12 protein-coding genes and 1 tRNA gene are annotated in these 12,774 nt (G+C 68.0%); 3 read left to right on the top strand and 10 right to left on the bottom strand.

Features of this window, described 5'->3' with window-relative positions; all coding sequences use genetic code 11:
• Positions 1 to 130: 130 nt before the first annotated feature.
• The gene (hemE, locus tag PVW48_RS12630) at positions 131 to 1,165 is read right to left on the bottom strand and encodes a uroporphyrinogen decarboxylase (RefSeq protein WP_274581599.1); all 1,035 of its coding nucleotides are present in this window, start codon (positions 1,163 to 1,165) and stop codon (positions 131 to 133) included.
• A 104-nt stretch (positions 1,166 to 1,269) separates the two neighbouring features.
• Between hemE and hemC the strand changes: the two genes are divergently transcribed.
• Together hemC and PVW48_RS12640 are read left to right on the top strand one after the other, a co-directional pair.
• Positions 1,270 to 2,226: a hydroxymethylbilane synthase gene (gene hemC / locus PVW48_RS12635; RefSeq protein ID WP_044027934.1), complete on the top strand. Its 957-nt coding sequence runs from the start codon at positions 1,270 to 1,272 to the stop codon at positions 2,224 to 2,226.
• Positions 2,227 to 2,386: 160 nt separating this feature from the next.
• Complete coding sequence (locus PVW48_RS12640) at positions 2,387 to 2,794, top strand: hypothetical protein (RefSeq protein WP_012179364.1); 408 nt, start codon at positions 2,387 to 2,389, stop codon at positions 2,792 to 2,794.
• Positions 2,795 to 2,867: 73 nt separating this feature from the next.
• On the opposite strand, the gene PVW48_RS12645 is transcribed toward PVW48_RS12640, so the two are convergent.
• The 8 genes from PVW48_RS12645 to urtA all read right to left on the bottom strand — a co-directional run bounded on the left by PVW48_RS12645 (position 2,868) and on the right by urtA (position 11,693).
• On the bottom strand, positions 2,868 to 3,860 hold the full coding sequence (locus PVW48_RS12645) for a threonine ammonia-lyase (protein ID WP_274581601.1): 993 nt from the start codon (positions 3,858 to 3,860) through the stop codon (positions 2,868 to 2,870).
• On the bottom strand, positions 3,857 to 4,681 hold the full coding sequence (locus PVW48_RS12650) for an alpha/beta fold hydrolase (RefSeq protein ID WP_274581602.1): 825 nt from the start codon (positions 4,679 to 4,681) through the stop codon (positions 3,857 to 3,859). The genes PVW48_RS12645 and PVW48_RS12650 overlap by 4 nt, the downstream gene beginning before the upstream one ends.
• Positions 4,681 to 5,370, bottom strand: coding sequence for a haloacid dehalogenase type II (locus PVW48_RS12655; RefSeq protein WP_274581603.1), 690 nt, complete (start codon positions 5,368 to 5,370; stop codon positions 4,681 to 4,683). Before PVW48_RS12655 ends, PVW48_RS12650 begins: the two co-directional genes overlap by 1 nt.
• Before the next feature lie 477 nt (positions 5,371 to 5,847).
• Entirely contained in the window at positions 5,848 to 6,543 is a 696-nt protein-coding gene (gene urtE / locus PVW48_RS12660; RefSeq protein WP_274581604.1) for an urea ABC transporter ATP-binding subunit UrtE, read from the bottom strand.
• A gap of 1 nt (position 6,544) precedes the next feature.
• A complete protein-coding gene (gene urtD / locus PVW48_RS12665; RefSeq protein ID WP_274581605.1) occupies positions 6,545 to 7,282 on the bottom strand; it encodes an urea ABC transporter ATP-binding protein UrtD in 738 nt (245 codons plus the stop codon).
• Positions 7,279 to 8,382 carry an urea ABC transporter permease subunit UrtC gene (urtC, locus tag PVW48_RS12670; RefSeq protein ID WP_274581606.1) on the bottom strand — a complete coding sequence of 368 codons (1,104 nt, stop codon included), beginning with the start codon at positions 8,380 to 8,382 and terminating at the stop codon, positions 7,279 to 7,281. Before urtC ends, urtD begins: the two co-directional genes overlap by 4 nt.
• Positions 8,383 to 8,683: 301 nt before the next feature.
• A complete protein-coding gene (gene urtB, locus PVW48_RS12675; RefSeq protein WP_274581607.1) occupies positions 8,684 to 10,300 on the bottom strand; it encodes an urea ABC transporter permease subunit UrtB in 1,617 nt (538 codons plus the stop codon).
• 109 nt (positions 10,301 to 10,409) lie between these two features.
• Positions 10,410 to 11,693, bottom strand: a complete 1,284-nt coding sequence (gene urtA, locus PVW48_RS12680; RefSeq protein WP_044028887.1) for an urea ABC transporter substrate-binding protein — start codon at positions 11,691 to 11,693, stop codon at positions 10,410 to 10,412.
• A gap of 521 nt (positions 11,694 to 12,214) precedes the next feature.
• On the opposite strand from urtA, the gene PVW48_RS12685 reads away from it, so the two are divergent.
• Positions 12,215 to 12,291: transfer RNA gene (locus PVW48_RS12685), tRNA-Met, on the top strand.
• Positions 12,292 to 12,338: 47 nt separating this feature from the next.
• Here the strand turns inward: PVW48_RS12685 and PVW48_RS12690 are convergent.
• Positions 12,339 to 12,740, bottom strand: a complete 402-nt coding sequence (locus PVW48_RS12690; protein WP_012179355.1) for a c-type cytochrome — start codon at positions 12,738 to 12,740, stop codon at positions 12,339 to 12,341.
• Positions 12,741 to 12,774 lie beyond the last annotated feature (34 nt).

A 12,774-nucleotide genomic window follows, 5' to 3' on the forward strand; every position in this document is an offset into this window, starting at 1 on the left:
GGCGCAGCCCGGGGCGGCCGATTTCGACGCGCCCGTGTCGGTTTTGAGCCTGCGGCGCGCGGTGCGCCCTCAGAGCCCGAAAGATGCCGCGCCGCGGGGCAAGAATTTTAAGTAAAATTCTTGCCCCCGCTCAGGCGCTGCGCACGGTGTCGATCATCAGCTGCACGTTCTCGGGGTCCGCATCGGGCGTGATCCCGTGGCCGAGGTTGAAGATATGCGGGCCCTTGGAGAACGCTTGGACGATCTCGCGGGTCTCGTCCACCAGGGCCTGCCCGCCGGTCACCATATGCGACGAGGCCAGGTTGCCCTGCACGCAGCCATCGACCTGCACATGCTCGGCCGCCCAGGCCGCCGAGACGGAATTGTCCAGTGCGACGCAATCGGCCCCCGTGGCCTTGGCAAAGCCGATATAGCCGTCGCCCGCCTCGCGCGGGAAGGCGATGATCGGCGTGTCGGGATGTTTCGCCTTCAGCGCGGCGATGATCTTTTTCGTCGGCTCCAGAGCGTATTTCGTGAACGCCTCGCCCTTCAGCGACCCGGCCCAGCTGTCGAAGATCTTCACCGTCTCGGCCCCCGCCTCGATCTGCATCGAGAGGTACGCGATGGTCGCCTCGGTCAGCCGGTCCATCAGCGCGTCGAACACCTCGGGCGCCTCGCGCATCAGCTTGTGCGCCGGGGCCTGGTCTGGCGTCCCGCGCCCGGCGATCATGTAGGTCGCCACGGTCCAGGGCGCCCCGGCAAAGCCGATCAGCGCGGTCTCGGCGGGCAACTCGCGCGACAGGATCCGCACGGTCTCGTAGATCGGGGCGAGATGGTCATGGACCTCGTCGGCGGGCTTGAGCTTGTTGAACTCTTCCATGGTCTCGATGGTCGACAGGCGCGGCCCCTCGCCGGTCACGAACCACAAATCCGCCCCCAGCGCGTCAGGGATCAGCAGGATATCTGCGAACAGGATCGCCGCGTCGAACCCGTAGCGGCGGATCGGCTGCAGGGTCACCTCGGCGGCCAGTTCCGAGTTGTAGCACAGCGACAGAAAATCTCCGGCCTCCGCCCGCGTGGCGCGATATTCGGGCAAATACCGCCCCGCCTGGCGCATCATCCAGATGGGTGGGACCTTTTGCACCTCTCCATCCAGAGAACGGAGGAGTTTTTTTCTGTCAGTCATCGAGGTCGTTCCTTAGTATGGGGATACTGAGATCCCGCCGTGATGTCAGCTTGATGGCGCAAAATGTGTTGTCAAGTCAAGTTGACACTTATAGAGATGCGACCATGACTATCACACTCCCGACCCCCGATTCACCCTTGAAAATCGGCACACGCGGCTCGCTGCTCGCGCTGGCCCAGGCCCATGAGACGCGGGCCCGTTTGTCGGCCGCGTTCGACCTGCCGGAGGAGGCCTTCGAGATCGTGGTCATCAAGACCACCGGGGACCGGATCCAGGACCGCTCGCTGAGCGAGATCGGCGGCAAGGGCCTGTTCACCCGGGAAATCGAGGACGCCATGCTGGACGGGAGCATCGACATCGCGGTGCATTCGATGAAGGACATGCCCGTGGACACGCCCGCGGGACTGGCACTCGACACCTACCTGCCGCGCGAGGACGTGCGCGACGCTTTCGTGACGCTCGACGGGGGCACGCTGGCGGATCTGCCCGAGGGGGCCGTGGTCGGGTCCAGTTCCCTGCGGCGGCGCGCGCAGCTGGCCCATCGGCGCCCGGACCTGCAACTGGTCGAGTTCCGCGGCAATGTGCAGACCCGGATGAAGAAACTCGGCGACGGCGTGGCCCATGCGACCTTTCTTGCCATGGCGGGGTTGAACCGGCTCGGCATGGACGAGGTCCCGCGCAGCGCGATTGCGCCCGAAGACATGCTGCCCGCGGTCGCCCAGGGCTGCATCGGGATCGAACGGCGCGCCGATGATCCGCGTGCGGCCGAAATGCTGGCCGCGATTCACGACGGACCTTCCGGACACCGCCTGGCCTGCGAGCGCGCCTACCTGTCGGCCCTGGACGGCTCGTGCCAGACCCCGATCGCCGGTCTGGCGGAGCTTGACGGCGGCTCGATTCACTTGCGTGCCGAAATTCTGCGCCCCGATGGCTCCGAAGTGCTGAGCGATTCCGAAACCGCACCGGTGGAAGATGCCGCAAAAATGGGCAGGGAGGTGGCCGAACGCCTCCGCGCCCGCGCGCCCGACGGGTTTTTCAGCTGGCTGACGGCGCACGCGTGACCTGAAACGGGCGTTTGATGCCCGAGGCTGCGACCGATTGCTGCGCTGCGGCGCGACGTCCCTTTGGATTGCCGGGAACTCTGCCAAACTGTGTCACGCGATACCGGCCCTGTCGGTCCGGTGTCGCGCGGTTAGGACAGTTGCAGAATCGGATCCCGGAATGTTGACCCCAGAAGAGCCCATTTCCCCGCCCCTCGACGCGGACCGCGCTCAGGAGGTTCTGGCCTTGATCCGCCGTCGGGCGGATGCATCGCGCAGCGCCGCGCGGCTCGACCTCTTCAAGGCCTGCGCGGTGCTTTCCCTGCGCGAAGAGGCCTCGGCCCATGATTTCGCCGATGCCGTGGCCCGCACCCTGGAGCAGGCCCTGGGCCGCGCCCCCGAATGGCACGGCCCCGACGCCCGCAGCGTGACTTTCGACGAAACCTGGCTGCTGCGGCTGGTGGACCGCTCCATCGCCTGTGACAGTGCCAGCGTCGCCTTCCTGATCTCCAGCCGGGTGCAACGGGGCAAGCGTGCCTCGCTCGCCTACCTGGTGAACGGGCTGGCCGAACGGCTCGAGGCGGCCTGACCGCCGCAGGGGGCGCTGCCCCCGTCGCGGACGCGACGCCCCCGGAGTATTTTTGCAACGATGAAGCGGGGCGTCAGGCGCGGGTCGGAGGCATGCTCAGGGCGCGGGCGAAGACCTCGGCGCTGACATTGCCCCCGGTGGCCACCGCGATGACCGTGTCGCCGGAGAGCGCGTCGGGGCGGAACAGTGCCGCCGCGAGGGCCACCGCGCCGCCCGGCTCCAGCACCAGTTTCAAGTGCTGGAAGGCCAGCGCCATGGTCCGCAGCACCTCACCCTCGGTCACCACGAGCCCCGGTCCCGCCCGCGACGCGAGCACGGGGAAGGTGATCTCGCCGGGCATCGGGGTCAGGATCGCGTCGCAGATCGAGCCGTCGCGCGCGCTGTTGGCCAGCCGTGTGCCCGCCGCGAGCGAGCGGGCCATGTCGTCGAAGCCGTCCGGCTCCACCGGCCGGACGCGCATCCGTGGCGCGGTCTCGGCCAGGGCCAGGGCGATCCCCGCGCTCAGCCCGCCGCCGCCGCAACACACCAGCACCTCCGCCGCGTGGACGCCTTCCGCAGCGGCCTGGGCGGCGATCTCCAGCCCGGTGGTGGCCTGACCCGCGATCACCTCGGTGTCGTCATAGGGTTTGATCAGGGTCAGCCCGTCGCGCTCCGCTAAAGTCGCGGTCAGCCCGTCCCGATCCTCCCGCGCCCGGTCGTAGAACACGACCTCCGCCCCCAGGGCGCGGGTGTTGTCCACTTTCGGCGCAGGCGCATCGCCAGGCATCACGATGAGCGCCCGCGTGCCATGGGCCGCCGCGGCGCGGGCCACGCCTTGGGCATGGTTGCCGCTGGAACAGGCGATCACCCCGCGCGCCCGCACCGCCGCGGGCAGGGCCGAGACCGCCGCCCAGCCGCCCCGCGCCTTGAAGGAGCCGGTGTGCTGCAGGCACTCGGCCTTGATCAGCACCCGGCGCCCGGCAAGCGCATCGAGCGCGGGCGCGCTCAGGAGCGGCGTGCGCCGGACATGCCCGTCGAGCCGCGCCTCCGCCGCCTTGATCCGGTCGAAATCGGGGGCGCCGCTCATGGGGTCACGGCGGCAAGAAAGGCGCGCAGGGCCGCGACCGACTCCGGCTCGTCGAGGAAGGGAATATGCGCGCGGTCCGGCACTTCGGCGGCGATCAGGCCCGGGTGGCGGCGCGCCATCTCGACCACGGTCGCCGCACTCAGAAGGTCCGAATTCGCCCCCCGGATCACCGCCACGGGCAGCCCCGCCAGCGCCTCGAAGAACGGCCAGAGGTCCGGGGCCGCCGTGGCCCCGGCCTCCTCGACGGCATCGCGGAGCTTCGGATCATAGGTGATCTGCAGCCCGCGTGGGGTTTCGGTATAGTGTTTTTGCACCTCCTCCAGCCAGCGGCTGGCGGGCACATTGGCAAAGCCGGTCATCAGCCCGGGCATGGCCGCGGCCATCTCGGCATGGGTGGCATAGGCCGGGTTGCGGCCCAAGTATCCCATGATCACCTCCAGCCCCTTGGGGTCAAGCTCGGGCCCGATATCGTTGAGGCACACGCCCAGCAGTCGCTCCCGCGCCCCCAGCCCCAGCCCCATGGCGATCAGCCCGCCGCGGGAAGTGCCGAGGATCGCCGCCCTGTCCAGCCCGAGATGGTCGAGCAGTTGCAGCGCGTCCGCGGCCTCCTGTTGCAGGGTGTAGGACCTGTGGTCGGCCCAGTCGCTTTGCCCCCGGCCGCGGTAGTCCATCCGGATCACCCGTGCGCCGGTCAGGTGGGGCAGGGCGTAGTCGAAATCCCGGGTGGTCCGGGTCAGGCCCGACAGGCACAGCAGCGGGATGCCCGCGCCCTCGTCGGTGTAATGCAGGCGGGTGCCGTCGGGCGCGGTGATCTGGGGCATCAGAGCTCTTTCACGAGGACGGGAAGGGGCCGGAGGTCGGCGACGATCCGGTCGGGCACCGCGGGCAGGCGGTCGACGGGCTCTTCGGCGCGGTTGGCCCAGACCGCGCGGAACCCGTAGGCGGCGGCCGCCGCCGCGTCCCAGCCGTTGGAGGAGACGAACATCACCTGCTCCGGGCTGCAGCCGAAGCGCGCGCCGACGAGGTCATAGACCAGCCGCGCGGGCTTGAAGATGCTGACCGATTCGACGCTGAGCACATCGTCGAGCAGCGCCCCGATCCCGGCGCTGTCCACCGCGCCTGCGAGCATGTCCGGCGCGCCGTTGGACAGGATGCCGGTGTTCAGGCCCTGGTCCTTGAGCGCGCCGAGCATGGCGGGCACCTCCGGGTAGGCCGACAGCTCCCAGTAGAGCTGCAACAGGCGTTCGCGCAGCTCCGCATCGTCGCCGAGGCCCGCGGCCTCCAGCGCCCAGTCCAGCCCGTCCTGCGTGACCTGCCAGAAGTCGCAGTGATCCCCGGTGACGGCGCGGAGCCAGGTGTATTGCAGTTGCTTGAGCCGCCAGTCCCGCGCGATCTGCGGCCAATGGGTGGCGAAGGCGGCGCGCCCGGGCTCCGCGGCGGCTTCGCGGGCGGCGGCGCTGACATCGAACAGGGTGCCATAGGCGTCGAAAATGCAGGTGGTGATGGGCATGGGGCGTGGGTCCTTCGTCGGGGCCAAGGTGACGCTGTGGGGCGGGAAGGGCAAGGCCCGGATGGACGGCGGGTCAGGTTTTGCGCCGCGCTGCGCGCGTCGCACGGTTGACGATGCACTATTCCTGGGTGCTGGACGGTTTGGCATGGTATTGCGCCGCGCGATGCGCGTCGCCCCGGCGGGGGGCAAGCCCCCCGCACCCCCCGATCTGCGTGGGGGCGCTGCCCCCACACCCCCGGAGTATTTTTGCGCAAAAGAAGACATACGCGGAGCGCATGGAAGGGTCTGTGGCGTCCGAAAACGCGAGGTGGGAGGCGCGTCAGAAGGGCCTTTGGGGCGGGCCCACCGTCGCGTAGCGGCGGCCGGGCCCAACGCCGGTCCAGCCCCGCAAGGGGCGTGGGCCGGGGGCGGGAGAGCCACGACTCCGCCTGTTCGGGACGCTGTGAAGCTCGGACGCTGGCGCGGTCCTGCGGGAAGTTACACCGTCAGAAGGCCGCGCAGCTCTGCCTCATCCATGGAGTCGCGCGTGCCGGCTTTCACGATCTGGCCCCGATCCATCACAGCGAAGCTGTCGCAGAGGTCGCGGGCGAAGTCGAAGTACTGCTCCACCAGCAAGATCGCCATGTCGCCCCGGTCGCGCAGGTAGCTGATCGCGCGGCCGATATCCTGGATGATCGAGGGCTGGATGCCCTCGGTCGGCTCGTCGAGTACCAAGAGGCGCGGCCGCATCACCAGCGCCCGGCCGATGGCAAGCTGCTGTTGCTGGCCACCCGACAGGTCGCCGCCACGCCGGCCCAGCATATCCTTGAGGACCGGGAAAAGGGTGAAGACCTCGTCGGGGACGTGGCGCAGCGCGCGCGGCAGCGCTCCGAAGCCGGTTTCCAGGTTCTCCTGCACGGTCAACAGGGGGAAGATCTCCCGCCCCTGGGGGACCGAGGCGATCCCAGCCCGGGCGCGGGCATCGGCGCGCAGCGTCGACAGATCGGTGCCTTCCCACTCCATCCGGCCCGCCGAGATCGGCTGACGCCCGGTGATGGCGCGCAGGAGCGTGGTCTTGCCCACCCCGTTGCGCCCCAGCACGGTGGTGACCTTGCCCGGCTCGGCGGAAATGGAGACGCCGCGCAAGGCCTGCGCCGCGCCGTAATGGAGGTCGATATTGTCGATGTTCAGCATCTTAGCGGCCCAGATAGACTTCAATGACTTGTGGGTTGGCGGAGACATGGTCCAGCGAGCCTTCGGCCAGCACATGGCCCTGGTGCAGCACCGTCACACGGCAGTCGAGCGCGCGGATGAAATCCATGTCGTGTTCGACCACGATCACCGTGTGCTTGCCCGCGATACCGCGCAGAAGCTCGGCGGTGCGCATGGTCTCGGCGTCGGTCATGCCTGCGGCGGGTTCGTCCACCAGCAGCAATTCAGGGTCCTGTGCCAGAAGCATGCCGATCTCCAGCCATTGTTTCTGTCCGTGGCTGAGGTCCGCCGCCAGCCGGTCGCGGTCACCGTCGAGCTTCACCAGTTCGAGCAGCTCGGTGATCCGCGCCTCCTCGGCGGCGGTGCGCCGGTTGAAGAGCGTGGCCCAGATGCCCCGGTCTGCCTTCAGGCTGAGCGCGATGTTGTCGGCCACGGTGTGGGTTTCGAACACGGTCGGTTTCTGGAACTTGCGCCCGATGCCGAGATTGGCGCTGTCGGCCTCGTCGGTGCGGGTCAGGTCCACGGTCTGGTTCCAGAGCACCTCGCCCTCGTCGGGCCGGGTCTTGCCGGTGATGATGTCCATCATCGTGGTCTTGCCCGCGCCGTTGGGGCCGATGATGGCGCGTAACTCACCCTTCTCGACCGTGAGGCTGAGGTTGTTGATCGCCTTGAACCCGTCGAAGCTGCGGTTCACGCCGTTGAGGGAAAGCTGAATGCTCATGCCTCTGCCTCCCTCGGTTCCGGCTCTGGTTTCTTCTTGCGTTTCAAGGTTTTCTCGACGACGCCCAGCACGCCCTTGGGCATGAAGATCGTCACGAAGATGAAGAGCGCGCCGAGGGCGAAGAGCCAGATCTCGGGGAACCAGCCCGTCAGAAGGGTCTTGGCGGCCGCCACGAGGATGGCGCCGATGGCGGCGCCGACGAGGGTGCCGCGGCCGCCGAGGGCGACCCAGATGACGATCTCGATGGAGTTGGCGGGGCTGAACTCGCCGGGGTTGATGATGCCCACCTGGGGTGTGTAGAGCGCGCCCGCGACCCCCGCCATCATCGCCGAGACCACCCAGACGAAGAGCTTGTAGCGCTCCACCCGGTAGCCGAGGAACCGCGTGCGGGCCTCCGAATCCCGGACACAGACGAGGATCTGGCCGAGCTTGGACTTGGTGATCGCCTTGGAGATCAGCAGCCCCGCCGTCAGCGCCAGGGCCGAGAGTACGAAGAGGCCCGCGCGGGTGGCATCCGATTGCAGATCGAAGCCCAGCACGTCCTTGAAATCCGTCAGCCCGTTGTTGCCGCCAAAGCCCATCTCGTTGCGGAAGAAGGCGAGCATCAAGGCATAGGTCATGGCCTGTGTGATGATCGACAGGTAGACGCCGGTCACCCGGCTGCGGAACGCGAACCAGCCGAAGACGAAGGCCAGCGCACCGGGCACCAGAAGCACCATCAGGCAGGCGAACCAGAACTGGTCGAACCCGTACCAGAACCATGGAAGCTCCTGATAATTCAGGAAAACCATGAAGTCGGGCAGCTCGGGGTTGGCATAGACGCCGCGGTCGCCGATCTCGCGCATCAGGTGCATGCCCATGGCGTAGCCACCAAGCGCGAAGAAGGCCCCGTGACCCAGCGACAGGATGCCCGTGTAGCCCCAGACCAGGTCCAGCGCGACGGCGAGCAGCGCATAGCACAGGTACTTGCCCAGCAGGCTGACGATATAGGAGGGGACGGGCTGGCCCTCCATCCACAGGTTGCCCGCGGGGATGGCCACGGTGAGGATGAACAGGCCGGTCAGGAAGATGCCCATGCGGCGGTCGACAAGGCGGGTCATGGGGCGGTCCTCCCATGGGATCGGAAGGGCAGAGAGGCAGCCTCGAAGCGCTTCGTGCGGCCGCCCGCGTCCCTGCCGGACGCGGAGCGGCCGGCCGGGCCCAACGCCGGGTGAGGGGCCGCGCAGCGGTCCGAAAGCCGGGGGCGGGAGAGCCATGTTGCCGCCTGCTCGGGTGTCCCGGAATTGGCCGTCCGACCGTGTCGGATCGGCGTCGGGCCTGCGTCGGACATGTGTCGGGCAAGTGTCGGGCACCTCCGCGCGGTCGCGTAAGGATTGGTTAGGGAAATCACGCGCGTCATGGTCAGTTCTCCACCGCCCGGCCCTTCACCGCGAAGAGCCCGCGGGGCCGCTTCTGGATGAAGAGGATGATGAACACGAGCACCAGGATCTTGGCCAGCACCGCGCCCGCGTAGGGCTCCAGGAACTTGTTCGCGATCCCGAGGCTGAAGGCCGCCGCCAGCGTGCCCCAGATGTTGCCCGCCCCGCCGAAGACCACGACCATGAAACTGTCCACGATGTAGCTCTGCCCGAGGTTCGGCGAGACGTTGTCGATCTGGCTCAGCGCGACCCCTGCGAGCCCCGCGATGCCCGCGCCCAGCCCGAAGGTCATCGCATCGACCCAGCCGGTGCGGATGCCCATATTCGCCGCCATCGCCCGGTTCTGGGTCACGGCGCGCATCTGCAGCCCGATGGCGGTTTTCTTCAGCACGAAGAGGAGCACCGCGAAGACCGCCAGGGCAAAGAGCAGGATCCACAGCCGGTTGTAGGTGATCGTCATCTGGCCCACCTCGAAAGCGCCGGACATCCAGCTGGGGTTGCCCACCTCGCGGTTGTTCGGCCCGAAGATCGAGCGCACGGTCTGTTGCAGGATCAGGCTGATCCCCCAGGTGGCCAGCAACGTCTCCAGCGGGCGGCCATAGAGGAAGCGCACGCAGCCCCGCTCGATCGCCACGCCCACGGCCCCGGCAATCAGGAAGGCCAGTGGCGCCGCGATCAGCAGCGACCAGTCGAAGAGGTGCGGAAAGGAGGTGCGGATGATCTCCTGGACGAAGAAGGTGGTGTAGGCGCCGATCATCACCAGCTCCCCATGGGCCATGTTGATCACGCCCATCACCCCGAAAGTGATCGCAAGCCCAATGGCCGCCAGCAGCAGCACCGAGCCGAGCGAGAGGCCAAACCACACGTTCTGCGCCATGTTCCAGAACCGTTGATTGGCCTCGATGGCCGCGACCGCTTCGGCGGCGGCCTGGGCCAGCACCGGGTTGGTGGCTTGCAGCAGCGGGGTGAGGATCGAGAGCGCGTCCTGGTTGCCCATCTCGCGCAGGACTTCGATGGCCGCGACCTGCTCGGCTTCGGGGGCGTCGGCGGCGATCAGGGTGGCAGCGATGGCGTAGTCCAGGGCCTCGGCCACCGTGCCGGTGTTCTCGGCCTCCCGCGCGGCGCGCAACAGGTCCAGCTGGTCGGGGTCCGGCGCGGAAAAAGCGGCCTCGGCGGCGGCCAGGCGCAGGGCGGGGTCCGGCGCCCGCAGGGTCAGGGTGCCGATGGCCGCCCGGATGTCCCGGCGCAGGCCGTTATTGACGCGGATCTTGGTGGCTCCGCGCCGGGGCACGATGCCGTATTCCGCGCCGGTGATCGCGTCGTAGGCCACGTCATCGCCCGCGATCTCGCGAATGGCGACCACGGCGCCGTTGGATTTCAGCACATGCAGATTGCCGTCGCGCAGCACCTCCAGCACGGGCACGGCCCGGGGATCGCCCAGGGCGGCAAGCCGGGCGACTACGGCGCTGCGCTCGGCGAACTTCCCCTCGGGCAGGTCGGCGACGAGGTCCTCGAAGCTCTGGGCCGCGGCGGGGCCGGGGGCGGTCAGCGTGGCAAGGCAGGTCAACAGGACTGCAAGGCACAGGCGAAGGATTGTCATGTCTCTCTCGGGGGCGCAGGTCGGGTTTCTCGGAGGCGCGGCCCGCATCGGGGCCGCGCACCGGGTCAGGCGGGACCGCACCCCTTGCGGGGCGCGGTCGGGGCGGGGCTCAGGAGCCGCCGCCGCAGGTGCCGGTTTCGGTGTTGAAGTTGCCGCAGGACATGGGCGGCAGCCAGTTGGAGATCAGCGGCGCGCTCTCGGGCAGGTGGTCGGACCACGCATCCCCGCGCACCAGGCCGGGGGTTTCCCAGACCACGTCGAACTGGCCGTCATCCTGGATCTCGCCCACCAGCACCGGCTTGGTGATGTGGTGGTTGGGCAGCATGGTCGAGAGGCCCCCGGTCAGGTTCGGCACGGACACGCCCACGATGCTGTCGATCACCGCATCCGGGTCGGTGGTGCCCGCGGCCTCGACGGCCTTCACCCACATGTTGAAGCCGATATAGTGGGCCTCCATCGGGTCGTTGGTGACTTCGTTCTCGTCGCCGATGAATTCGATCCAGGTGTCGATGAACGCGTCGTTTTCCGGCGTGTCCACGGACATGAAGTAGTTCCATGCGGCCAGGTGGCCCACGAGCGGCTCGGTGTCGAGACCGGCCAGCTCTTCCTCACCCACGGAGAAGGCGACCACGGGGATGTCTTCGGCGGAGATGCCCTGGTTGCCCAGCTCCTTGTAGAACGGCACGTTGGCGTCGCCGTTGATGGTCGAGACCACGGCGGTTTTCTTGCCCGCCGAGCCGAAGGTGGCGATATCGGAGACGATGGTCTGCCAGTCGGAATGGCCGAAGGGCGTGTAGTTGATCATGATGTCCTCGGGGGCGACGCCCTTGGACTGCAGGTAGGCTTCGAGGATCTTGTTGGTCGTGCGGGGATAGACGTAGTCGGTGCCCGCGAGCACCCAGCGTTCGACGCCTTCCTCGTTCATCAGGTAGTCGACCGCCGGGATCGCCTGCTGGTTCGGAGCCGCCCCGGTGTAGAACACGTTGCGCTGGCTTTCCTCGCCCTCGTACTGGACGGGGTAGAAGAGGATCGAGTTCAGCTCCTCGAACACGGGCAGGACGGATTTGCGGGACACGGAGGTCCAGCAGCCGAAGACCACGTCGACGCCTTCGCCCTCGATCAGCTCACGGGCCTTTTCGGCAAAGAGCGGCCAGTCGGAGGCGGGGTCCACGACCACGGCTTCGAGCATCTGGCCGTTGATGCCGCCCTTCTTGTTCTGCTCTTCGATGAGCATCAGCATGACGTCCTTCAGGGTTGTCTCGGAGATTGCCATGGTGCCGGACAGCGAGTGCAGGATACCGACCTTGATCGTGTCTTCCTGGGCCAGGGCGGTGGTCGACAGCAGGGCCGTCGCGACGCCAGCGGCCATCAAGGATTTGTTGAAAAATTTCATGCGCTTGTTTCCCAAAGAGCGCGTCGCAGGAGGGCAGGGCGGGCCCGCGGATTGAACCGGGGCCGGGATCTGCATACATACCCTCTTGCAACACCTGTGTTGCATCCAGTGCGGCGGCAGAGAACTGCCAGGACCCTTGCCGTCGCACACCTTCCTTGCCGCGGGATCGACCGGGGGCCGGGGCGGCGCCTGCAACTTCGGACAGGACGGCACCGGGCAGAACCGGGAATCGGGGGTCAAGGGCGTTCTGGCGCCGCATGGGCCCCGGGTTGGGGGTCTCTTGCTCGTGAAATGAGCGGCTTGCGCAATTATCGGGCGGAAATATGGGCTGAAACCTGCCGGAGCCGGGTCTTCGGGCGATCCGCGGGCGCGACAGACTCGCGGCGGGGCAGGGCGGCGTTGCGCGTCGGGGGTCCTGGGGGCGGGTGAGCTGTCCCGGGCGTGGCGGCGGTGATCCGCGCCCCGGGGGCGAAATGCCCCTTGACGCCCCAAACCCGGTGGCATACCCACCCGCGCACGGCGGCGTGGTAGCTCAGCTGGTTAGAGCGCACGACTCATAATCGTGAGGTCGAGAGTTCAAGTCTCTCCCACGCCACCAGGTTTCTTTCCTGGAAAATGTCAATCGCAGGCGGTCCGCGGGCGCGGTCAGTCCTGGAGGGATTGCAGGTACGCCACCACAGCGACCATGGCGCGGCTGGTCAGGATCGGGGCGCCGGTTTCACTGTCCAGCGCGCCGGCTTCGCCGTCGAAGAGATCCCCGAAGACCGGCATGGGGCCGCCATGGCCCAGGATGGGCATGCGCCCGTCGATCCGGGCGACCACGCGGCTGACCGGGAAGACCCCGTCATTATCCACGCTGAGCCGCGCAAGGTCCGGGGGCGCGATGGTGAGCACCTGCGTCATCGGCCCGTCGCCACGCCCCTCCATCCCGTGGCAGGTCACGCAATAGTCGCGAAAGAGCTGCCGCCCCTCGTCCACCGGGTCCGCAAGGCCCGGTCCGGAAAACAGCATGGCGGCGGTGCCCAGTCCGAATAGAAGCTCACGCATGTCCAGATACCTCCTGCAATCTGCCTCGTTCCGG

This window comes from Dinoroseobacter sp. PD6 (assembly GCF_028807315.1).
In the GTDB taxonomy this organism is placed as follows: domain Bacteria; phylum Pseudomonadota; class Alphaproteobacteria; order Rhodobacterales; family Rhodobacteraceae; genus Dinoroseobacter; species Dinoroseobacter shibae.

Coding starts and splice junctions, on each gene's coding strand:
- hemE (WP_274581599.1), bottom strand. CDS start 1,165: ATGACTGACAGAAAAAAACTCCTCCGTTCTCTGGATGGAGAGGTGCAA.
- hemC (WP_044027934.1), top strand. CDS start 1,270: ATGACTATCACACTCCCGACCCCCGATTCACCCTTGAAAATCGGCACA.
- PVW48_RS12640 (WP_012179364.1), top strand. CDS start 2,387: ATGTTGACCCCAGAAGAGCCCATTTCCCCGCCCCTCGACGCGGACCGC.
- PVW48_RS12645 (WP_274581601.1), bottom strand. CDS start 3,860: ATGAGCGGCGCCCCCGATTTCGACCGGATCAAGGCGGCGGAGGCGCGG.
- PVW48_RS12650 (WP_274581602.1), bottom strand. CDS start 4,681: ATGCCCCAGATCACCGCGCCCGACGGCACCCGCCTGCATTACACCGAC.
- PVW48_RS12655 (WP_274581603.1), bottom strand. CDS start 5,370: ATGCCCATCACCACCTGCATTTTCGACGCCTATGGCACCCTGTTCGAT.
- urtE (WP_274581604.1), bottom strand. CDS start 6,543: ATGCTGAACATCGACAATATCGACCTCCATTACGGCGCGGCGCAGGCC.
- urtD (WP_274581605.1), bottom strand. CDS start 7,282: ATGAGCATTCAGCTTTCCCTCAACGGCGTGAACCGCAGCTTCGACGGG.
- urtC (WP_274581606.1), bottom strand. CDS start 8,382: ATGACCCGCCTTGTCGACCGCCGCATGGGCATCTTCCTGACCGGCCTG.
- urtB (WP_274581607.1), bottom strand. CDS start 10,300: ATGACAATCCTTCGCCTGTGCCTTGCAGTCCTGTTGACCTGCCTTGCC.
- urtA (WP_044028887.1), bottom strand. CDS start 11,693: ATGAAATTTTTCAACAAATCCTTGATGGCCGCTGGCGTCGCGACGGCC.
- PVW48_RS12690 (WP_012179355.1), bottom strand. CDS start 12,740: ATGCGTGAGCTTCTATTCGGACTGGGCACCGCCGCCATGCTGTTTTCC.